Annotated in this window: 21 protein-coding genes; 3 read left to right on the top strand and 18 right to left on the bottom strand. The window is 67.9% G+C overall.

What is annotated here, in order from left to right; translation table 11 throughout:
• Positions 1-27: 27 nt before the first annotated feature.
• From M4578_RS00390 to M4578_RS00455, 14 genes are all read right to left on the bottom strand, one after another.
• Positions 28-1,257, bottom strand: coding sequence for an NADH-quinone oxidoreductase subunit D (locus M4578_RS00390; protein ID WP_258091957.1), 1,230 nt, complete (start codon positions 1,255-1,257; stop codon positions 28-30).
• The gene (locus tag M4578_RS00395; protein WP_258091453.1) at positions 1,257-1,457 is read right to left on the bottom strand and encodes a hypothetical protein; all 201 of its coding nucleotides are present in this window, start codon (positions 1,455-1,457) and stop codon (positions 1,257-1,259) included. Before M4578_RS00395 ends, M4578_RS00390 begins: the two co-directional genes overlap by 1 nt.
• Positions 1,457-2,062, bottom strand: a complete 606-nt coding sequence (locus tag M4578_RS00400) for an NADH-quinone oxidoreductase subunit C (RefSeq protein WP_258091454.1) — start codon at positions 2,060-2,062, stop codon at positions 1,457-1,459. The genes M4578_RS00395 and M4578_RS00400 overlap by 1 nt, the downstream gene beginning before the upstream one ends.
• A gap of 13 nt (positions 2,063-2,075) precedes the next feature.
• Positions 2,076-2,609 carry a NuoB/complex I 20 kDa subunit family protein gene (locus tag M4578_RS00405; RefSeq protein WP_258091455.1) on the bottom strand — a complete coding sequence of 178 codons (534 nt, stop codon included), beginning with the start codon at positions 2,607-2,609 and terminating at the stop codon, positions 2,076-2,078.
• Positions 2,600-2,965 (bottom strand): NADH-quinone oxidoreductase subunit A, encoded by a 366-nt coding sequence (locus tag M4578_RS00410; RefSeq protein ID WP_258091456.1) that lies wholly within the window; start codon positions 2,963-2,965, stop codon positions 2,600-2,602. Before M4578_RS00410 ends, M4578_RS00405 begins: the two co-directional genes overlap by 10 nt.
• 234 nt (positions 2,966-3,199) lie before the next feature.
• On the bottom strand, positions 3,200-3,571 hold the full coding sequence (locus tag M4578_RS00415) for a hypothetical protein (protein ID WP_258091457.1): 372 nt from the start codon (positions 3,569-3,571) through the stop codon (positions 3,200-3,202).
• 172 nt (positions 3,572-3,743) lie between these two features.
• The gene (locus M4578_RS00420) at positions 3,744-4,523 is read right to left on the bottom strand and encodes a crotonase/enoyl-CoA hydratase family protein (RefSeq protein WP_258091458.1); all 780 of its coding nucleotides are present in this window, start codon (positions 4,521-4,523) and stop codon (positions 3,744-3,746) included.
• Entirely contained in the window at positions 4,520-5,032 is a 513-nt protein-coding gene (locus tag M4578_RS00425; protein WP_258091459.1) for a P-loop nucleotide/nucleoside kinase family protein, read from the bottom strand. The genes M4578_RS00420 and M4578_RS00425 overlap by 4 nt, the downstream gene beginning before the upstream one ends.
• Positions 5,029-5,880: a hydroxymethylglutaryl-CoA lyase gene (locus M4578_RS00430; RefSeq protein ID WP_258091460.1), complete on the bottom strand. Its 852-nt coding sequence runs from the start codon at positions 5,878-5,880 to the stop codon at positions 5,029-5,031. Before M4578_RS00430 ends, M4578_RS00425 begins: the two co-directional genes overlap by 4 nt.
• A gap of 161 nt (positions 5,881-6,041) precedes the next feature.
• On the bottom strand, positions 6,042-6,701 hold the full coding sequence (locus M4578_RS00435) for a glutathione S-transferase family protein (RefSeq protein WP_258091461.1): 660 nt from the start codon (positions 6,699-6,701) through the stop codon (positions 6,042-6,044).
• Positions 6,698-8,647, bottom strand: coding sequence for an acetyl/propionyl/methylcrotonyl-CoA carboxylase subunit alpha (locus M4578_RS00440; RefSeq protein ID WP_258091462.1), 1,950 nt, complete (start codon positions 8,645-8,647; stop codon positions 6,698-6,700). Before M4578_RS00440 ends, M4578_RS00435 begins: the two co-directional genes overlap by 4 nt.
• Positions 8,648-8,740: 93 nt before the next feature.
• The gene (locus M4578_RS00445; protein ID WP_258091463.1) at positions 8,741-9,160 is read right to left on the bottom strand and encodes an ASCH domain-containing protein; all 420 of its coding nucleotides are present in this window, start codon (positions 9,158-9,160) and stop codon (positions 8,741-8,743) included.
• Between the two features lie 88 nt (positions 9,161-9,248).
• Positions 9,249-10,850 (bottom strand): carboxyl transferase domain-containing protein, encoded by a 1,602-nt coding sequence (locus tag M4578_RS00450; RefSeq protein WP_258091464.1) that lies wholly within the window; start codon positions 10,848-10,850, stop codon positions 9,249-9,251.
• Positions 10,847-12,427 (bottom strand): AMP-binding protein, encoded by a 1,581-nt coding sequence (locus M4578_RS00455; protein WP_258091465.1) that lies wholly within the window; start codon positions 12,425-12,427, stop codon positions 10,847-10,849. The genes M4578_RS00450 and M4578_RS00455 overlap by 4 nt, the downstream gene beginning before the upstream one ends.
• 155 nt (positions 12,428-12,582) lie before the next feature.
• Between M4578_RS00455 and M4578_RS00460 the strand changes: the two genes are divergently transcribed.
• Positions 12,583-13,191 carry an OmpW/AlkL family protein gene (locus tag M4578_RS00460; protein WP_258091466.1) on the top strand — a complete coding sequence of 203 codons (609 nt, stop codon included), beginning with the start codon at positions 12,583-12,585 and terminating at the stop codon, positions 13,189-13,191.
• 59 nt (positions 13,192-13,250) lie between these two features.
• On the opposite strand, the gene M4578_RS00465 is transcribed toward M4578_RS00460, so the two are convergent.
• Both M4578_RS00465 and M4578_RS00470 read right to left on the bottom strand, forming a co-directional pair.
• Positions 13,251-13,703, bottom strand: a complete 453-nt coding sequence (locus tag M4578_RS00465) for a lysozyme inhibitor LprI family protein (RefSeq protein WP_258091467.1) — start codon at positions 13,701-13,703, stop codon at positions 13,251-13,253.
• A gap of 73 nt (positions 13,704-13,776) precedes the next feature.
• On the bottom strand, positions 13,777-14,940 hold the full coding sequence (locus tag M4578_RS00470; protein ID WP_258091468.1) for an isovaleryl-CoA dehydrogenase: 1,164 nt from the start codon (positions 14,938-14,940) through the stop codon (positions 13,777-13,779).
• Between the two features lie 165 nt (positions 14,941-15,105).
• On the opposite strand from M4578_RS00470, the gene M4578_RS00475 reads away from it, so the two are divergent.
• Positions 15,106-15,567 carry a CreA family protein gene (locus M4578_RS00475; RefSeq protein WP_258091469.1) on the top strand — a complete coding sequence of 154 codons (462 nt, stop codon included), beginning with the start codon at positions 15,106-15,108 and terminating at the stop codon, positions 15,565-15,567.
• Between the two features lie 149 nt (positions 15,568-15,716).
• Here M4578_RS00475 and M4578_RS00480 read toward each other — a convergent pair whose 3' ends face one another.
• Together M4578_RS00480 and dksA are read right to left on the bottom strand one after the other, a co-directional pair.
• Positions 15,717-16,892, bottom strand: a complete 1,176-nt coding sequence (locus tag M4578_RS00480) for an FAD-dependent monooxygenase (protein ID WP_258091470.1) — start codon at positions 16,890-16,892, stop codon at positions 15,717-15,719.
• A gap of 133 nt (positions 16,893-17,025) precedes the next feature.
• Positions 17,026-17,448, bottom strand: a complete 423-nt coding sequence (gene dksA / locus M4578_RS00485) for an RNA polymerase-binding protein DksA (RefSeq protein ID WP_258091471.1) — start codon at positions 17,446-17,448, stop codon at positions 17,026-17,028.
• Positions 17,449-17,926: 478 nt separating this feature from the next.
• Here dksA and M4578_RS00490 point away from each other — a divergent pair, with 478 nt between their 5' ends.
• Positions 17,927-18,769 (top strand): AAA family ATPase, encoded by an 843-nt coding sequence (locus M4578_RS00490; protein ID WP_258091472.1) that lies wholly within the window; start codon positions 17,927-17,929, stop codon positions 18,767-18,769.
• Positions 18,770-19,073 lie beyond the last annotated feature (304 nt).

A 19,073-nucleotide genomic window follows, 5' to 3' on the forward strand; every position in this document is an offset into this window, starting at 1 on the left:
ACCCGCCCCTGCCCTATATCATGCGTCTCAGCGGTCAACCTCGCCGAACACGATGTCGAGCGATCCCAGGATCGCCGCCACATCCGCAAGCTGGTGGCCCTTGCAGATGTGATCCATCGACTGGAGATGCAGGTAGCCGGGCGCCCGGATCTTGGCACGGTAGGGTTTGTTGCTGCCATCGGCGACAAGATAGACGCCGAATTCGCCCTTGGGCGCCTCGACAGCGGCATAGACCTCGCCCGCGGGCACGTGGAACCCTTCGGTATAGAGCTTGAAGTGGTGGATGAGCGCCTCCATCGAGGTCTTCATCTCGGACCGCTTCGGCGGCGTCAGCTTGCCGCGCGCCAGCACGTCGCCCTGGTTCTCCGGCAGGCGCAGCTTTTCGATGGCCTGCTTCATGATCTTCACCGACTCGCGCATCTCGGCCATGCGGACGAGATAGCGGTCGTAGCAGTCGCCGTTCTTGCCCACCGGGATCTGGAACTCGAACTCGTCGTAGCACTCATAGGGCTGCGCGCGGCGCAGATCCCAGGCGAGGCCGGAGCCGCGCACCATGACGCCGGAATAGCCGTGTTCCTGGATGTCCTCCTCGGAGACGATGCCGATATCGGCATTGCGCTGCTTGAAGATCCGGTTCTCGGTCAGCAGCCCGTCGATGTCGTCGAGCAGCTCGGGGAAGGTCCCGCACCAGTCCATGATATCGTCGAGCAGCTCGGGCGGCAGATCCTGATGCACCCCGCCCGGGCGGAAATAAGCGGCGTGGAGCCGCGCCCCGCAGGCGCGCTCGTAGAAGATCATCAGCTTCTCGCGCTCCTCGAAGCCCCAGAGCGGCGGCGTCAGCGCGCCCACGTCCATGGCCTGCGTGGTCACGTTCAGCAGGTGGTTCAGGATACGGCCGATCTCGCAGTAAAGCACCCGGATCAGCGAGGCGCGGCGCGGCACCTCGGTGCCGGTCAGCCGCTCGATGGCCAGACACCAGGCGTGTTCCTGGTTCATCGTGCCGACATAGTCGAGCCGGTCGAAATAGGGCAGGTTCTGCAGATAGGTGCGGCTTTCCATCAGCTTCTCGGTGCCGCGATGCAGCAGACCGATATGCGGGTCGCAGCGCTCGACGATCTCGCCGTCGAGCTCCAGCACCAGACGCAGCACGCCGTGGGCCGCCGGGTGCTGCGGGCCGAAGTTGATGTTGAAGTTGCGGATTTTCTGCTCGCCGGACAGCGCGTCGGTGCTGCCGTCGTCGAATTTCGAACCGTCCATCATGCGATGCCCCCGCTTGTCTTGTCCTTGAAGGCCATGATCCAGAGCAGGATCAGCGCGCCGAGCGGAATGATCGACACAAGCGCCACCCATGCCGGAATGCCGAATTTCGGCAGCAGGCGCCAGAACGGCACAACGACCAGAACACCGAGGACGATCAGCCAGATCAGGCCGCCGCCACCCATGCCATATCCGCCCATCACTTCGCCTCCGCCTTCTCGTCGCCGGGCAGCACGTATTGTGCGCCTTCCCAGGGCGACATGAAATCGAACTGCCGGTATTCCTGAACCAGACTCACCGGCTCGTAGACCACGCGCTTGAGCTCTTCGTCATAGCGCACCTCGACATAGCCGGTGGTCGGGAAATCCTTGCGCAGCGGATGGCCGCGGAAGCCGTAATCGGTGAGAATGCGGCGCAGATCCGGATGGCCCGAGAACACGATCCCGAACATGTCGAAGACTTCGCGCTCGAACCAGTTGGCCGAAGGGTGCACCGCGCTGATCGACGGCACCGTCTCGTCCTCGCGCACCGAGACGCGCAGGCGGATGCGGTGGTTCTGGTACATGCTGAGGAAGTGATAGACCACATCGAAGCGCTTGGCGCGCTCGGGGTAATCCACCGCCGTCACATCGACCAGCGAGGAGAAGCGGCAGGAGGGGTCGGTCTTCAGGAACTCGACAAAGCCCGCGATGTTCACCGGGGCGACATCGACGTTCAGCTCGCCAAAGGCGACGTCCCAGCCCAGCACGCAATCGGGGCGTTTCAGCTCGAGATGGGCGCCCAGTTCGCTCAGTGCCTTGGTCATGTCTCGCTCTCCCTCAGCGCACGATCGTTCCGGTGCGCCGGATCTTCTTTTGCAGCGCCATCAGCCCGTACATCAGCGCCTCCGCCGTCGGAGGGCAGCCGGGCACGTAGACATCGACCGGGACGACCCGGTCGCAGCCGCGCACCACCGAATAGCTGTAGTGATAATAGCCGCCGCCATTGGCGCAGGAGCCCATGGAGATCACATAGCGCGGCTCGGGCATCTGGTCGTAGACCTTGCGCAGTGCCGGGGCCATCTTGTTGGTCAGCGTGCCGGCCACGATCATCAGGTCGGACTGGCGCGGCGAGGCGCGCGGCGCGGTGCCGAAGCGTTCGAGGTCGTAACGCGGCATCGAGGCCTGCATCATCTCGACCGCGCAGCAGGCCAGACCGAAGGTCATCCAGTGCAGCGAGCCGGTGCGCGCCCAGTTGATCACGTCATCGACCGAGGTCAGCAGGAACCCCTTGTCGGAAAGTTCGCGGTTCAGCGCCTGGGTGGCGACCTCGCGGTCCCCCTGGGCGGTGTTCGCCCCGGTCATCACTCCCATTCCAGGGCCCCTTTCTTCCACTCATAGGCAAAGCCGATGGTCAGCACCGCGAGGAACACCATCATCGACCAGAAGCCCACCATGCTCACATCCTTGAAGGCCACGGCCCAGGGGAACAGGAAGGCGATCTCGAGATCGAAGATGATGAAGAGGATCGACACGAGGTAGAACCGAACGTCGAATTTCATCCGCGCGTCGTCGAACGCGTTGAAGCCGCATTCATAGGCCGAAACCTTTTCCGGGTCGGGGTGGCGCACGGCCAGGACCACGGCGGCGAGGATGAGAATGACACCGAGCGCGATGGCTACGGCAAGGAAAATGAGAATCGGGAGATATTCCCGCAGCATCTCTTCCACGTGCTGGCTCCTTTGCGAGGCGCGCCGTGTGGCCGGCGCGGAGACCATGGCGATGTTGCCTTGCTCTCCGTGACTTATCCCTGTGACGGGACGGGGTCAACAAGCGCGGAACATATTCAAGAAACGTTAAACTGCTGAAATATTAACGGGATACCGGCGTATGCCGGGCAAAATCCCCGTCATGCGTCAATTTTATCGTCTACTTTTGCATACAAATCCGGCGCTGCATCCGGTTCACGCGCTGAGCACCACCAGGATCATCGCCGTCATCACCCCTCCGAGCGGCCCCCAGAAGCGCCGTTCCACCGGCGCGCGCGACAGGAAATGCAGCGCGCTGAGAAGGGCTTGGGCCACCAGCGCGGCCCAGCCGGTCCAGCGCGGCCAGTCCAGCCCGGGAAACCCCGCCGCCGAAAGCACCGCCAGCGCGAGAAAGAGCAGCAAGGGGATATAGAGCACCGCCAGCAGCCGTGCCCCCGGAGGCAAGGCTCCCGCCCCCTGTCCCCCCGGTGCGAGCGCTGCCAGAGGCGCCCCCGCACTCAGCGCGATCTGGAAAAAGATCGTGGCCAGACAAAGCGTTGCATAAAGATGTGCGATCTGTGTGGTCACGGTTGCCTCTCCCCGCCCGCATCTGGCGCAAACCCCGCCGATGACAGCGGCCATAGCCCGCCCTCCCCCGCTGCGCCAAGGGCACGCGGTGACGCAGCAGGTCCGCCACCGTCCCGCCCGGATCGCACTGCCGCGACGTCACCCGCTCCGGCCGCGCCGGCCGGGCAAGACATCAGCCCAGCCAGGGCGCCTTGCGCTTGTCGAAAAACGCGGCGATTCCCGCCTGCGCTTCCTCGGTCTCCCATCTCGCGGCCAGCCCGTCGATGGCGAAATCCACCTGCTCCGGCGTCACGCCGCCCGCCAGCGCGTTGAGCAGCGCCTTGGCCTCGCGCACCGCAAAGGGCGCGCAGGACAGATAGGGCGCCACCTCCGCCTCCACCGCGGCATCCAGCTCCTCCGCCGGCACCGCGCGGGTCAGCAGGTTCAGCCGCACCGCCTCTTCGGCGTCAAAGACGCGCGCGTTCATAAAGACCTCGCGCGCCCGTACCGCCCCCATGCGCGCCACCACATAGGGGCCGATATTGGCGGGAATCAGCCCCAGCCGGGTTTCGGTGAAGGCCATCTTCACCGCCTGCGCGCCGATGCTCACATCGCAGACCGCCGCCAGCCCGACGCCGCCGCCAAAGGCATTGCCCTGCACCCGCCCGATCAGCGGCTGCGGCAAGGCCACCAGCGCCTCCAGCGCCGTGGCGATGCGGCGCGACTCGGCCTTGCGGGTCTCGCCGTCCATGCCGAACTGCTCCCGCATCCAGCCGAGATCGGCGCCCGCACAAAACGTCGGCCCCTCGGCGGCCAGCACCACCACCCGCACCGAGTCGTCTGCCGCCAGCGCCCGTGCCGCCGCCTCCAGCTCGCCCATCATCTGCGCCGAGAGCGCATTGTGCTTCTCCGCCCGCGCCAGCGTCAGCGTCGCCACCCCGCGCGCATCGCGCGCCACCGTGATCAGGGTCATGCCTCTCCCTCCATCTCCCGCAAAATCGCCTCCGCCGCGTCCTCCGGCGCCATCTTCGCCAGATCCAGTGCCAGCATCGCCGCCTCCCAACACTCATAGGCCCGCGCCGAGACCGCCGCCCAATCGGGCAGTGCCAGCCCCGGCACCTCCGCCACGCGCGTATCCGCCCGCCGCCGGTGCGCGCCCGCGTCCGAACAGACCAGTTCCACCGTGCAAAGCGGCACCCCTGCCCGCTCCGCCACGGCCATCCAGGGTGCGCGGGTGATCTCCAGCGGGTTCACGCTGTCCGCGATCACCCCATAACCCTGGCGCAGCGCCTGCGCCGCGACCGCCCGCGCCGCCGCATAGCCGCCATCCGCCAGATCCGCGCAGACCATATGCGACCCGCGCATCTCCTGCTCGATGGCGTCGAGCCGCAGCCAGAGCGCGCCCGTCTTCACCGCCAGCGCCCGCGCCACCGTGCTCTTACCCACGCCCGGCAGGCCGGAGAGCACCACAAGCCCCCTCACCCGCGCATCGTGCGCGCCATGGCCGCCGCCTCGTCCAGCACCGCCATATCGAGCCCGGTCTCATACCCCAGCTCGACCAGCCGCGCCGCCACCGCCTCGGTCGCCACATTGCCCGCGGCCCCAGGCGCATAGGGGCAGCCCCCGAGCCCGCCGACCGCCGCGTCGAAGACCCGCAGCCCGCGCGCCAGCGAGGCTTCGATATTCTCCAGCGCCCGCCCGCTGGTGTCGTGGAAATGTCCCGCGAGTGCGGCCGGCGCCATCTCCTCCAGCACCGCGCCCAGCATCGCGTCCACCGCTTCCGCGGTGCCGCGCCCGATGGTGTCGCCCAGCGAGATCTCATAGCAGCCCATCTCCCGCAGCGCCGCCGCGACCCGCGCCACCGCCTCGGGCGCCACCGCGCCGTCATAGGGGCACTCCACCACGCAGGAGATATAGCCCCGAACCTTCACGCCCCGCGCCCGCGCCGCCTCCGCCACCGGGCGGAACCGCTCCAGGCTCTCGGCAATCGTTGCATTGATATTGGCCCGGCTGAACCCTTCCGAGGCCGCGCCGAAAATCGCCACCTCATCGGCCCCCGCCGCCATCGCCGCCTCGAACCCTTTCATATTGGGCGTGAGCGCCGCATAGGACACCCCCGGCACGCGCGCGATCCCCGCCAGCACCTCCGCCGAATCCGCCATCTGCGGCACCCATTTCGGGCTCACGAAACTGGCGCATTCGATCCGCCGGAACCCGGCCCGGCCCAGACACTCCACCAGCGCGATCTTCTCCACCGTGGGAATCGCCCGTTTCTCGTTCTGCAGCCCGTCCCGCGGCCCCACTTCGAAGATCTCGACAAACCCGCTCATCCCTTGCCCTTTCTTCTCTTTCCAAATACGCACCACCGCCCGCGCCACGGGCACCGGTGCTCAGCCGTCTCGCCTCTCCCGCCAGAGGCACCGGCCCGAACCGCCCGCCACAGGCGGGCGGTGAGACATCCAGCGCGCGCCGCAAGGCGCGCCCCGCCGGATCACCCGTCCCAGGCCGGGTAGAACGCCGCCCCGTAAAGCCGCGCGCCCTCGCCCGGCAGGCTGCGCCGGAACGCCTCTCGCGCGGTGATGCCCGCGTACCAGTCCGACACCGCCGCAAACCCCTCGACCGGTGCAAAATGCCGCGCCATATAGACCGCCTGCCCCACGGCAATGTCGCAGGCCGAAAACCCGGAGACCAACAACGCCCCGCTTCCGGTCTCCGCCAGCCGTGCCTCCAGCGCGGCATAACATTTCTCCAGCCGCTTCGCCTCCAGCCGCATCACGATGGGCGAGCGCATATGATCCTCGTGCAGCATCAGATGCTGCTGGGTCAGCGCCGCCACATGCTGCGAGATCGTCTCCGAAAACTGCAGCCAGCTCAGCCAGCCCCTGCGCTCTTGCGTCCCCGGCGCCCGGCCCAGCCCCGCCTCCGGAAAGCGCTCGCAAAGATATTCCATCATCGCGAGGCTCTCGAACATGCATCCGCCGTCGATCTCCAGCGCCGGCACCCGCCCGGCGGGCGAAAGCGCGCGGAAATCCTCATCGCGCAGGCTCTTGTCGAAGGCGCGCAGCTCCAGCTCGAACGGCACCCCCAGCTCATAAAGCAGCCAGAGCACCCGCATCGAGCGCGATTGCGGCACATGATAAAGCCGGATCATGCGGCCTCCTCCGCCTCCTCCTCGAGCCGGATCAGCGCCGCGCCCGCCTCGACCTGCGCCCCCTCGGCGACCAGCACCTCGGCCACCACCCCGTCGCGCGCGGCGGTCAGCGTGTGCTCCATCTTCATCGCTTCCAGCACCGCCAGCCGGTCGCCCGCCCTCACGGCCTGCCCGGCCTCGGCCAGCACCGCCACCACGCGTCCCGGCATCGGCGCCTCGATCAGATTGCCGCCCGCGCCCGCAGCCCCCGCCCGCGCCAGCGGATCGACGCGCCGCAACACCTGCCCGCCCTCGGCAAACACCGTGATCTCCTCGCCCGCGCAGAACAACGCCGGCGCGGGCCGGCCGTCCAGCCGCCAGCCGCCGTCCACACGCTCCGCCAGCACGACCGTATCGCCCAGCGTGATCTCGACCCTGCCCGGCGCCAGAACCCGCAGCACCGGAGACTGCGCCTCGTCGCCCTGCCGCAGCAGAACCGTCCGCGCCAGCGGCGCCCAAAGCGCAAAACCCCGCGCCCAGTCGCCGGTCTCCCAAAGCCCGGCGGCGGCCAGCGCCGCCTGCGCCAGCACCTGCGGCGACGCGGCCCCGCTCCCGGTCAGTCTCTCCAGATCCCGCCCGATCAGCCCGGTATCCACCTCGCCCGCGGCAAAGCCCTCATGCCGCGCCAGCGCGCCGAGAAAGGCCAGATTGGTCACCGTGCCCGCCACCTGCGTCTCCGCCAGACCGCGCGCCAGCTTGCGCAGCGCGATCTCCCGCGTGGCCCCGTGCACGATGAGCTTGGCGATCATCGGATCGTAATGCGGCGAGATCACATCGCCCGAACGCACCCCGCTGTCGGCCCGCACATCCGCCGGGAACCCCAGATGCGCCAGCCGCCCGGTGGCGGGCAGAAACCCCGCCGGCACGTCCTCCGCATAAAGCCGCGCCTCGAAGGCATGGCCGTTGATGCCCAGATCCTCCTGCCGCAAAGGCAGCGGCTCGCCCGCCGCCACGCGCAGTTGCCATTCGACCAGATCGACCCCGGTGATCGCCTCGGTCACCGGGTGCTCCACCTGCAGCCGGGTGTTCATCTCCATGAACCAAAACCCGTCGGGGCGCAGCCCGCGCGATCCGTCCACGATGAACTCCACCGTACCCGCGCCCTTGTAGCCGATGGCCTCGGCGGCGCGCACCGCCGCCGCCCCCATCGCCTGGCGCATCTCCGCGGTCATGCCCGGCGCCGGCGCCTCCTCGATCACCTTCTGATGGCGCCGCTGCAAGGAACAATCCCGTTCGAAGAGATGCACCGCCTTTTCGCCATCGCCAAAGACCTGCACCTCGATATGGCGCGGCTTGGTCACGAATTTCTCGATCAGCACCGCCTCATTGCCGAAGGCCCCGCGCGCCTCCGCCTGCGCGCTCCGCAGCGCCTCGGCAAACTCCTCCGCGCGCTCCACCAGCCGCATGCCCTTGCCGCCGCCGCCCGCCACGGCCTTGATCAGCACCGGATAGCCGATGGCCTCCGCCTCGCCCGCGAGAAACCGCGCGTCCTGCGCCTCGCCGTGATAACCCGGCACCACCGGCACGCCCGCCTCCGCCATCAGCCGCTTGGCCGCGTCCTTCAGCCCCATCGCCCGGATCGCCTTTGCCGAGGGCCCGACGAACACCAGCCCCGCCGCCTCCACCGCCTCGACGAAATCGGGATTCTCCGACAGGAACCCATAGCCCGGATGGATCGCCCCCGCGCCCGTCTCCAGCGCCGCCGCGATGATGCGCGCGCCGCGCAGGTAGCTTTCCGCCGGCGCCGCCCCGCCGATGCAGACCGCCTCATCCGCCAAAGCCACATGTTTCGCCCCGGCATCCGCTTCGGAATAGACCGCGACGCAGCGCAGCCCCAGCCTGCGCGCCGTCTCCATCACCCGGCAGGCGATCTCGCCCCGGTTGGCAATCAAAATCGTGTCGAACATCTCCACCCTCTCCAGACCCCGCCCTTCTTCTCTTTCCAAATACGCGCACCCGGCGCAGCCGGCCGGGGAGAGGCACACCTCTCCCCGCACCCCTCACCGCGCCAGATCCGCGACCAGCTCGAACCGCTCCAGCAGCATCTCCACATCCGGACGAAACCGCCCCGCCCGCGTCAGATAGGCCTCGTAGCCCCGCCGCCACGCCGCCAGATCGCGAAACTCGCCCTGCGCCGCCACCAGCTCCTCGCTCATCTCGTCAAAGCGCAGCCGCGACACGTCCAGCGTGCGCAGCGCCAGCGCCGGGCGCCCCTGCCAGTCGAGCGCGATGTCCACGCGCCCGACCTCGGGCACCGCCTCGCCGGTGTCCGCGAAATAGTCCCAGGCCTCGCAGCTCGCGGTCTTCACCCCCGCCCGCATCAGCGCCAGGATCTCCGCATTCAGCCCCGCGCTGTCCCCCGGCCGGTAGGCCTGCGCCCCCTGCCAGCGCCGCGACACCCGGTCGGGCACCCCGCTCATGATCCCGCGCCCCCGGCGGCGGTGCGGGGTGGGCGGGCGGGAGCACCGCCGCCGGGGGCGCGGCCCCGCCACAGGCACAGCGCCCGGCTCACATGCGGAACACGCCAAAGCGTGTCTCTTCTATGGGGGCGTTCAGACAGGCCGAGAGCGACAGCGCCAGCACCTCCCGCGTCTTGCGCGGATCGACGATCCCGTCGTCCCAGAGCCGCGCCGAGGCATAAAGGGGATGCGACTGACGCTCGAACATCTCGATGGTCGGGCGTTTGAACTCGGCCTCCTCCTCGACAGACCACGCCCCGCCGCCCCGCTCGATGGCGTCGCGCCTCACCGTGGCGAGCACGCCGGCGGCCTGCTCGCCGCCCATGACCGAGATCCGGCTGTTCGGCCAGGTCCAGAGAAAGCGCGGCTGATAGGCCCGCCCCGCCATGCCGTAATTCCCCGCCCCGAAGGAGCCGCCCACCAGCATGGTGATCTTCGGCACCGAGGTCGTCGCCACCGCCGTCACCATCTTGGCGCCGTGCCGTGCGATCCCCTCGTTTTCGTATTTCCGCCCCACCATGAAGCCGGTGATATTCTGCAAAAACACCAGCGGGATCCGCCGCTGCGAGCAAAGCTCGACAAAATGCGCGCCCTTCTGCGCGGCCTCCGAGAACAAAACGCCATTGTTCGCGACGATCCCCACCGGACAGCCCTGCACCTCGGCAAAGCCCGTCACCAGCGTCTCGCCGTAGCGCGGCTTGAACTCGTCGAAATACGACCCGTCCACCACCCGCGCGATGACCTCGCGAATGTCATAGGGCGTGCGCAGATCCCCCGGCACCACGCCCAGAATCTCCTCGGGGTCATAGGCAGGCTCCGCCCCGCCCGGCAGCAGCGGCGCACGGTCCGCGCGCCCCAGCGAGCCCACCGCCCGGCGGGCCAGCGCCAGCGCATGGGAATCGTCCTCGGCCAGATAATCCGCCACGCCGGAAAGCCGCGTATGCACGTCGCCGCCGCCCAGATCCTCCGCCGTGACCACTTCCCCGGTCGCCGCCCTGACCAGCGGCGGCCCGGCCAGAAAGATCGTGCCCTGCTCCTTCACGATGATCGTCACATCCGACATCGCCGGCACATAGGCGCCGCCCGCCGTGCACGACCCCATCACCACGGCGATCTGCGCGATGCCCTTGGCCGACATCCGCGCCTGATTGTAGAAGATCCGCCCGAAATGGTCGCGGTCGGGAAAGACCTCGTCCTGGCTGGGCAGGTTGGCGCCGCCGCTGTCCACCAGATAGACGCAGGGAAGACGGTTCTCCTCGGCGATCTCCTGCGCGCGCAGATGTTTCTTGACGGTCAGCGGGTAATAGGTGCCGCCCTTCACCGTGGCGTCGTTGCAGACCACCATGACCTCGCGCCCCATCACGCGACCGATGCCCGCGACCACCCCGGCCGCCGGAGCCGCGCCGTCATACATGCCATGCGCCGCCGTGGCGCCCACCTCGAGAAAGGGCGAGCCCGGATCGAGCAGGTTGGCCACCCGCTCGCGCGGCAGCATCTTGCCGCGCGCCAGGTGACGCTCGCGCGCCTTCTCGCCGCCGCCCGCCGCCGCCAGCGCCGCCGCCGCGCGCACGGTGTCCAGCGCCTCGAGATGCGCCGCCCGGTTGGCCAGAAACGCCTCGGACGAGGGAATTGCCTGCGATGCCAGTTTCATGTGACCTCCTTGGCCGCACGGGCCTTCAGTTCCTTGCGGATGACCTTGCCCGTCACCGTCATGGGCAGCGCCTCCAGAAAAGCGATTTCTCTCGGGTAGGAATAGCCCGCCAGCCGCTGCTTCACCCAGTCCTGCAACTCTTGCACCGACGGCGCCTGCCCCGGTTTCACCACCACATAGGCCTTGACGATCTCGGTGCGCAGCGCGTCGGGCTTGCCCACCACGCCCACCGTCGCCACGCCGGGATGGGTCAGCAGGCAATCCTCCACCTCCGCCGGGCCGATACGGTAACCTGCCGAGGTGATCACATCGTCCTCGCGCCCCACAAAGCGCAGATAGCCCTCTTCCCAGACGCCCCGGTCGCCGGTCACCAGCCAGTCGCCGCGAAACTTCTCCGCCGTCGCCTGCGGGTTCCGCCAATACTCCAGCATCATCGAGTCGGCGTCCCGGGCAATCGCCACGTCGCCCTCCGCCGCCGTCTCCCGCCCCTCGGCGTCGATCACCGCCAGACGGATCCCCGGCGCGGGCTTGCCGATGCAGCCGGGCCGCGCCGGAAACAGCGCGCCGCAAGAGCTCGCCACCATGTTGCATTCGGTCTGGCCGTAGAACTCGTTGATCTCCACCCCGAAGGCCCGGCGCCCCCAGGCCAGCATCTCGGCGCCCAGCGGCTCGCCGCCCGACCCGACCGAGCGCAGCCCCGGGATACGCGCATCCTCGGCCTTCAGCATCCGCAGCGCGGTCGGCGGGAAGAAGACATTGCGGACCGAGGCATCGCGGCAGATCCTCTGACACTCTTCGATCTCGAAACGGGCCATGCGCGCCGCCACCACCGGCACGCCCAGATAGAGCCCCGGCATCAGCACATCGAACAGCCCGCCGATCCAGGCCCAGTCCGCCGGCGTCCAGAGCACATCGCCCTCTTGCCCCAGCAGGTCGTGGCTCATCTCGACCCCCGGCATATGCCCCGCCAGCACCCGGTGCCCATGCAGCGCGCCCTTGGGTTTGCCCGTGGTGCCGCTGGTATAGATCAGCACCGCCGGATCCTCGGGCCCGGTCTCGACCGGCTGCCACAGCCAGTCCTCGGGCAGATCCTCTTCCGTCACGGTCTGCACGTCGAAGGGCGCCAGCATCGCCACCCCCTCGCCATCGGTCACCACAAGCCGCGCGCCGCTGTCGCCCAGCCGCGAGGCCAGCGCATCGTGCTTGAAGAGCTTGAAGAGCGGCACCGAGATCGCGCCCATGCGCCAGGCGGCGATATGCGCCGCCGCGCAAAGCGGGCCCTGCGACAGCAACACCCCCACGCGGTCGCCCCGCGCCGCGCCCTGCGCGCGCAGCCAGGATTCGACCCGCAGCGACAATTCCCGCAACGCGCCGTAGCTGCACACCCGCAGCCCGCCGTTGCGCCAGTCGAGGATCGCCGGGCGCTCGGGCGCCAGCGCCGCCCAGCTGTCGCAGACCTGCTCGGCCAGATTCAGCCGCGCCGGATGCGGCGCGCAGGGCGCGGCGCAAAGCGCCTCATAGCTCACCCCGTCCGCCAGCCGCCGCCGGCGGCGCGTCTCGTCAAGATCCCGTCTCATGCGCCGCGCTCCGGGCGCGAAAGGTGCACGCCGAACATAGAATATGACATTCCGGCAACAGCGTAAGTCACAGGTTTTCTTGATTGATTCAGATCAACGTTCGCAACCGCCCCGGCAGGCGAAGGATCCGGTGCGCGATCTGGAAAGGGACAAAGATGAACACGACAACCCTGCTCTCCGCCGCGGCCATACTGGCCCTCTCGGCCACTGGCGCGCTGGCGCAATCCAAGGGCGACATGACCCTTGGCCTCGGCCTTGCCTGGGTGAACCCCGCGGAAGACAATGGCAGCCTCGCCAATGGCGCCTTCGACACCGACGTCAATGACGACACCCAGCTTTCTCTGACCTTCGAGTATTTCTTCGCCGACAACTGGGGCGTCGAGGTGCTGGCCGCCACGCCCTTCACCCATCAGGTGAAGCTGAACGGCGCCGATGTGGTCAAGGTCAAGCATCTGCCGCCCACCGTCTCGGTGAACTACCACATGCCGACCAACAGCGCCTGGACGCCGTTCTTCGGCCTCGGCGTGAACTACACCACGATCCTCGATCTCGACGATCAGAAGATCCCCGGGCTCGACATCAGCGATTCCTGGGGCCTCGCCGGCCATATCGGCGTCGATTACGCGATCAGCGACAAGGCCGCGCTGCGGCTCGACGCGCGCTATATCGACATCGACCTGGATGTGGACCTGAACGGCACCGACATCGGCACCGTCGAGGTGGACCCCTGGGTCATCGGGATGTCCTACATCTTCAAGTTCTGAGCCGCGACCCGGTGCGGGGCGGGCCCATGCGGCGCGCCCCGTCCCTGCCCGTTCCGGGACTATCTGTTGAGACTGTACCAGAACGCCACCGCCTTCGCGGCGGTCAGGTCGCGCTGGCATGCCGCGCCCCAGATCACGCGGATCGAGCCGCCATCCGCAGCGTCGTAGCGCCGCGCGCATTCCGCATCCCGGTCCTTGATCCACTGCCGCTGCGCCGCGAGCAGCGCGTCCCAGGTGCCATTCGCCTGCGCCCGCGCCTTCATCGGCGCCCACCAGAGATTCAACAGCTCGTCCCAGGCCCTCTGCTCGCGCATCAGGCATTCGGCGATCCCGATGGTGGTCTGCTCCTTGCAGCGCGGCTGGAACATGCCGACACAGCGTTCGATCACCTCCGATTGCGGACCCGCGCCATAGCTCTGCACGCAGCGCTCGAGCATCGTGGCATCGCGCGAGGCGGCCAGGGCCGGCGTTGGCAACGCCAGAGACAGGCAGAGGATGAGAAAGGGCTTCACGGCGACGGGCTCCGGACAAAGACAACGGTCCGGCCAGCCTAGCAGAGAGCCCCGGCGTCTCCAAACCCATGGCTCAACCCATCGCCGCCATCAGCTCGCGGCCCACCAGCATGCGGCGGATTTCCGAGGTGCCCGCGCCGATCTCCATGAGCTTGGCATCGCGGAAGAGCCGCGCCACCGGCGCATCGGCCAAAAAGCCCGCACCGCCCATCGCCTGCACCGCCTGATGCGCCTGCACCATCGCCTGTTCGCTGGCATAAAGGCAGCAGGCCGCCGCGTCCTGACGGGTCACGTCGCCCCGGTCGCAGGCCTTGGCCACCTCGTAGACATAGGCCCGCGCCGAGTTCATCGCCGTGTACATATCGGCGATCTTGCCCTGCATGAGCTGGAAATTCCCGATCGGCTGGCCGAACTGCTTGCGCTCGGCCAGATAGGGCATGATCTCGTCGAGACAGGCAGCCATGATGCCGGTGCCGATACCCGCCAGAACCACCCGTTCGTAATCGAGCCCGGACATCAGCACGCGCACGCCCTTGCCCTCCTGCCCCAGCACATTTTCAAAGGGCACCTCGACATCGTCGAAGATCAGCTCGGCAGTGTTCGAGCCGCGCATGCCCAGCTTGTCGAAATGCGGGCTGGTGGAAAATCCGGTCATGGATTTTTCGATCAGAAAGGCGGTGATCCCGCGCGAGCCCGCCTCCGGGTCGGTCTTGGCATAGACCACCAGCGTGTCGGCGTCGGGGCCGTTGGTGATCCAGTATTTATTGCCGTTCAGAACGTAACGGTCGTTCTTCTTCTCGGCCCGCAGCTTCATGCTCACCACGTCCGAGCCGGCGCCCGGTTCGGACATGGCCAGCGCGCCCACATGCTCGCCCGAAATGAGCCCGGGCAGGTATTTGCGCTTCTGCTCGTCGGTGCCGTTCAGCTTGATCTGGTTCACGCAGAGGTTGGAATGGGCGCCATAGCTCAGCGAGACGCTGGCCGAGGCGCGGGCGATCTCCTCCACCGCGATGGTATGCGCCAGATAGCCCATGCCCGCACCGCCATATTCCTCGGAGACGGTGATGCCCAGCAGCCCGAGCGCGCCCATCTCGCGCCACAGCTCGTTCGGAAAGGCGTTTTCCGAATCGACCTGCGCCGCCATCGGCTTCACCCGCTCCTGCGCCCAGCGATGCACCATCTCGCGCAGCGCGTTCACATCTTCTCCCAGGTCGTATGTCATGACCGCGTTGAACATTCCTGCCCTCCTCCTGGCGGTTATTGAACGCTTGTTCAAATCTAAGCGCGGGAGGGGCGATCCGTCAAGAGGCAAGGCACAGGGGTTTCCTTTGTCGCTTCCGCCCCACATATCTGACGCATCCCGCCCGGCCTGCGCCGGGCTCCGGCCAAGGAGACCCGCCCGATGTTCCGCACTGCCCTTGCTACCGCCCTGCTGTGCCTTGCCCCGACGCTGACGCTGGCCGAACAGGTGGGCGAGGTGGGCGTCGACTGGACCGGAAACGACATTCTGATCGAGGCGATTGCCGATCCGAAGGTGGCGGGCGTGACCTGCCACGTCGCCTATTTCGACCGTGGCCTGATCGACCGGCTGTCCAAGGGCAACTGGTTCGAGGATCCGTCCAACGCCTCCATCGCCTGCCGTCAGACCGGGCCGATCACCATCGGCGACATCGACCGCAGCGAAAGCGGCGAGGACGTGTTCCGCGCATCGCGCTCGATCATCCTGAAAAGCCTGCGGGTGAAGCGCATCTTCGACGAGGCGAACCAGACGCTGATCTATCTCGTGCATGCGCGCGAGCTGGCCGACGGATCGGCCAAGCTGGCGATCTCGACGGTGCCGCTTTACGGCTCGGGGATGGAATAACGCCGCGCCACGGGCTTGCCCGGCCACCGGCCCCCGCAATCGGGAAGGCGGTCCCCGCCCCCCCCCCTCTCCGCCGAAGGCCCGGCGCCCGGCCTGCCTTTGCCCCTGCCCTCTGGCGCGGCAAAACCCCGGCGATCACGCGACGGCGCTTATGCCTGCGCCGTCACATCGTGCCCGTAGATCCAGTCGAACTGCCCCATCATCCGCTCGGGCGCGAGCCGCCCGGCAAGGCCCAGCCCGAGATGCGCGGCACCGCGCAGCAGCGGGTTGCGCAGATGGTATTTCCAGGCATTGCCATTGGCCGCCGCCACCACCTTTTCGCAGCGCGCGCGGCGGCGCGCCTGATAGCGCGCCAGCGCCCGATCCTGATCCGGCTCCTCCGCGAGAGAGGCCGCCAGCACCCAGGCATCCTCCAGCGCCATATTCGCGCCCTGCGCCATGAAGGGCAGCGTCGGATGCGCCGCGTCGCCGAGAAGGGCCACCCCCGGCGCGTGCCAGTGCCGCGCCACCGGGTGGCGGAACAGCCCCCAAAGCCCGACCCGATCCACCGCCGCCAGCATCTTCGGCACCTCGCCGCCGAAGGCCGCAAACGCCGCCCGCAGGTTCTCGGGCGCATCCTCGTGCGACCAGCCCTCCTCGACCCAGCCCCGGCGTTCCTCGGCGGCGACGATGTTCACGATGGTGCCGTCGCGCAGCGGGTAGCTGACCATGTGCCGGCCCGGCCCCATATGCACCTGCGCCTCGGGCGGATGGCCGAAGACATTCGGCACCACCGCACGCCAGGCCACCTGATGGGCGAAGAAGGGTGCAACCACGCCGTTCAGCGCCTGACGCAGCACCGAGTGCAGCCCGTCCGCCCCGACGATCAGGTCGCCCGACGCCCGGTCGCCATTGCCCAGATCCAGCTCGGGGCGCGCGCCCGGGGTGACGGCCTCGACCCGCTGCAACAAACGGATCTTGACCCCCGCCGCGCGAGCGGCATCCGCCAGCATCCCGATCAGATCCGCCCGGTGCACGAAGTAATATTCCTGCCCTGCCGGCAGCCGCCCGAGATCGAGCCGCAGCACCTGCGCCCCGGCGCGGTGATCGCGCAGCACCACCGCCCGGCCCCGGCAAGAGCGGGCCCGGAGCGCCGCGCCCAGACCCAGCGCCTCGATCACGCGCAGCCCGTTCGGGCTCACCTGGATGCCGGCGCCCACCTCGGTGATCGCCTCGGCCCGTTCCAGAACCCGCACCTCGGCGCCGCGCTGGCGCAGCGCCAGCGCCGCCGCCAGCCCTCCGATGCCGCCGCCCGCGACAACGATCTCCCTGCCTGTCAGCGCCATTGCGCCTCCTCTCGTCCCTCTTCGCGGCGATTGCCGCCGCCTGCCCCGCCCCCAGACAGACAAAGCGCCGGAGCGGACCGCCCCGGCGCTTTGGTCATGCGATATGGTCCGAACCCCGCCCGGGGCCCCGGCCTCAGTCGTCGCGATGCACCTTCTCGCGGCGCTCGTGGCGCTCCTGAGCCTCGAGGCTCATGGTCGCGATCGGGCGCGCATCGAGGCGCTTGAGCGAGATCGGTTCGCCGGTCACCTCGCAATAGCCGTATTCGCCTTCGTCGATCCGGCGCAGGGCGGAATCGATCTTGGCGACGAGCTTGCGCTGGCGGTCCCGCGTGCGCAGTTCGATGGCGCGGTCGGTCTCTTCGCTGGCGCGGTCGGTGACGTCGGGAATGTTGCGGGTGGCTTCCTGCAGCGCCTCGATCGTGTCGCGGCTTTCGGCAAGAATGTCGTTCTTCCAGGCAAGCAGCTTGCGGCGGAAATATTCGAGCTGGCGCTCGTTCATGAACGGCTCGTCCTCGGCGGGACGATAGTCGTCAGGAAGGAAGGTTTCGGGCTTCATTTCTGCTCCCTCTGAAAAGCCGAACGCCCAGTCGGTTGACCCCGAAACGGGTCCGGCACCCCTTGCGAGGCAGCACTTATCCCAAGGCCGGAGGGTTGTCACTACACAATCACACAGCGGCCAGGCGTTTTTTCCGCGACCTGCACAAACGCAGGCGAAAGCGCCGGAAATCGCAGAAGATCCATTGCTGTGCATATGAATTCGTTACCTTTTCCCGCCAAGCTCCGCCAGCCGGGAAGCCGTGCTTTCGCGCCCGTGTTGTCAGTGATCGAGCCGCCGGGGTTTCAGGCAGCGCACACAGGTGGAAAACGGAAATGTCTCAGGGAAAAACCGGCCATCGCACGGGGCTTGTCGCGCTTGTCCGGCAAACCGCGTTCCGAGCGGCCCCTGCCCCGACCCGCACACGTCGGCGGCGGCGCTTGCAAAGCCGCCGCCGTCTCATTACCCCTCTGGGAAGGCTGCAACAGAGGGGGACGCGATGCGTTTCGACGGCACCGACGATTATGTCGCCACGGACGATCTGACCATGGCGGTGAATGCCGCGATCACGCTGGAGCGGCCGCTTCTGGTCAAGGGAGAGCCCGGCACCGGCAAGACCGAGCTCGCGCGGCAGGTCGCCTCGGCGCTGGGGCTGCCGATGATCGAGTGGAACATCAAATCCACCACCAAGGCACAGCAGGGGCTTTACGAATACGACGCGGTGAGCCGTCTGCGCGACAGCCAGCTTGGCGACGAACGCGTGCATGACGTGTCGAACTACATCCGCAAGGGCAAGCTCTGGCAGGCCTTCGAGGCGGAAAACAAGGTCGTGCTGCTGATCGACGAGGTCGACAAGGCGGATATCGAGTTCCCCAACGATCTGTTGCAGGAGCTCGACAAGATGGAGTTCCATGTCTACGAGACCGGCGAAACCGTGAAGGCGCGCGTGCGCCCCATCGTCATCATCACCTCGAACAACGAGAAGGAGCTGCCCGACGCCTTCCTGCGCCGCTGCTTCTTTCACTACATCAAGTTCCCCGATCCCGACACGCTGCGCCGCATCGTCGAGGTGCATCACCCCGGCATCAAGCAAACGCTGCTCACCGCCGCGCTGACCCAGTTCTACGAGCTGCGCGAGCAGAGCGGGCTGAAGAAGAAACCCTCGACCTCGGAAGTGCTGGACTGGCTCAAGCTGCTGCTGGCCGAGGATCTCGATGCCGAGGATCTCAAGCGCGACGGCGCCTCGGCGCTGCCGCGTCTGCATGGGGCGCTGCTGAAGAACGAGCAGGACGTGCATCTGTTCGAACGGCTCGCCTTCATGGCGCGGCGGCAGGGGCGGTAACTCTGCCCGACACCGCGCGGGCGGTCGAGGAACTCGAGCTTGATGCCAAAAAGACTGAGGGCGCCTCGGGTCGCATCGAGAACGTCTCTCACATCCAATCGCGCAGCGTCGCCGGGCCCGGCCGCTGTCCGTGGGGTGCCGCGCCGAGCGTCGAATCCCTCGGTTTATCCCGGCCAAATCCGAAAGACCTCTCAGTTATGCGCTTACCTCCCCAAAGCGGCAGCCCGCCCGGACGGGCAGCCGCTGGGCCCGGCGACGCTGCGCGCCTTATTCCGGGCCGCCGGTGCCAGGATGGAGGTACGGG

The organism is Salipiger pentaromativorans (assembly GCF_024721115.1).
GTDB classification, from domain to species: domain Bacteria; phylum Pseudomonadota; class Alphaproteobacteria; order Rhodobacterales; family Rhodobacteraceae; genus Salipiger; species Salipiger pentaromativorans.

What these genes read in the sequence shown, in the direction of transcription:
- M4578_RS00390 (WP_258091957.1), bottom strand. Translation starts at nt 1,257, where the DNA reads ATGGACGGTTCGAAATTCGACGACGGCAGCACCGACGCGCTGTCCGGC.
- M4578_RS00395 (WP_258091453.1), bottom strand. Translation starts at nt 1,457, where the DNA reads ATGGGCGGATATGGCATGGGTGGCGGCGGCCTGATCTGGCTGATCGTC.
- M4578_RS00400 (WP_258091454.1), bottom strand. Translation starts at nt 2,062, where the DNA reads ATGACCAAGGCACTGAGCGAACTGGGCGCCCATCTCGAGCTGAAACGC.
- M4578_RS00405 (WP_258091455.1), bottom strand. Translation starts at nt 2,609, where the DNA reads ATGGGAGTGATGACCGGGGCGAACACCGCCCAGGGGGACCGCGAGGTC.
- M4578_RS00420 (WP_258091458.1), bottom strand. Translation starts at nt 4,523, where the DNA reads ATGACCCTGATCACGGTGGCGCGCGATGCGCGCGGGGTGGCGACGCTG.
- M4578_RS00430 (WP_258091460.1), bottom strand. Translation starts at nt 5,880, where the DNA reads ATGAGCGGGTTTGTCGAGATCTTCGAAGTGGGGCCGCGGGACGGGCTG.
- M4578_RS00435 (WP_258091461.1), bottom strand. Translation starts at nt 6,701, where the DNA reads ATGATCCGGCTTTATCATGTGCCGCAATCGCGCTCGATGCGGGTGCTC.
- M4578_RS00440 (WP_258091462.1), bottom strand. Translation starts at nt 8,647, where the DNA reads ATGTTCGACACGATTTTGATTGCCAACCGGGGCGAGATCGCCTGCCGG.
- M4578_RS00445 (WP_258091463.1), bottom strand. Translation starts at nt 9,160, where the DNA reads ATGAGCGGGGTGCCCGACCGGGTGTCGCGGCGCTGGCAGGGGGCGCAG.
- M4578_RS00450 (WP_258091464.1), bottom strand. Translation starts at nt 10,850, where the DNA reads ATGAAACTGGCATCGCAGGCAATTCCCTCGTCCGAGGCGTTTCTGGCC.
- M4578_RS00455 (WP_258091465.1), bottom strand. Translation starts at nt 12,427, where the DNA reads ATGAGACGGGATCTTGACGAGACGCGCCGCCGGCGGCGGCTGGCGGAC.
- M4578_RS00460 (WP_258091466.1), top strand. Translation starts at nt 12,583, where the DNA reads ATGAACACGACAACCCTGCTCTCCGCCGCGGCCATACTGGCCCTCTCG.
- M4578_RS00470 (WP_258091468.1), bottom strand. Translation starts at nt 14,940, where the DNA reads ATGTTCAACGCGGTCATGACATACGACCTGGGAGAAGATGTGAACGCG.
- M4578_RS00475 (WP_258091469.1), top strand. Translation starts at nt 15,106, where the DNA reads ATGTTCCGCACTGCCCTTGCTACCGCCCTGCTGTGCCTTGCCCCGACG.
- M4578_RS00480 (WP_258091470.1), bottom strand. Translation starts at nt 16,892, where the DNA reads ATGGCGCTGACAGGCAGGGAGATCGTTGTCGCGGGCGGCGGCATCGGA.
- dksA (WP_258091471.1), bottom strand. Translation starts at nt 17,448, where the DNA reads ATGAAGCCCGAAACCTTCCTTCCTGACGACTATCGTCCCGCCGAGGAC.
- M4578_RS00490 (WP_258091472.1), top strand. Translation starts at nt 17,927, where the DNA reads ATGCGTTTCGACGGCACCGACGATTATGTCGCCACGGACGATCTGACC.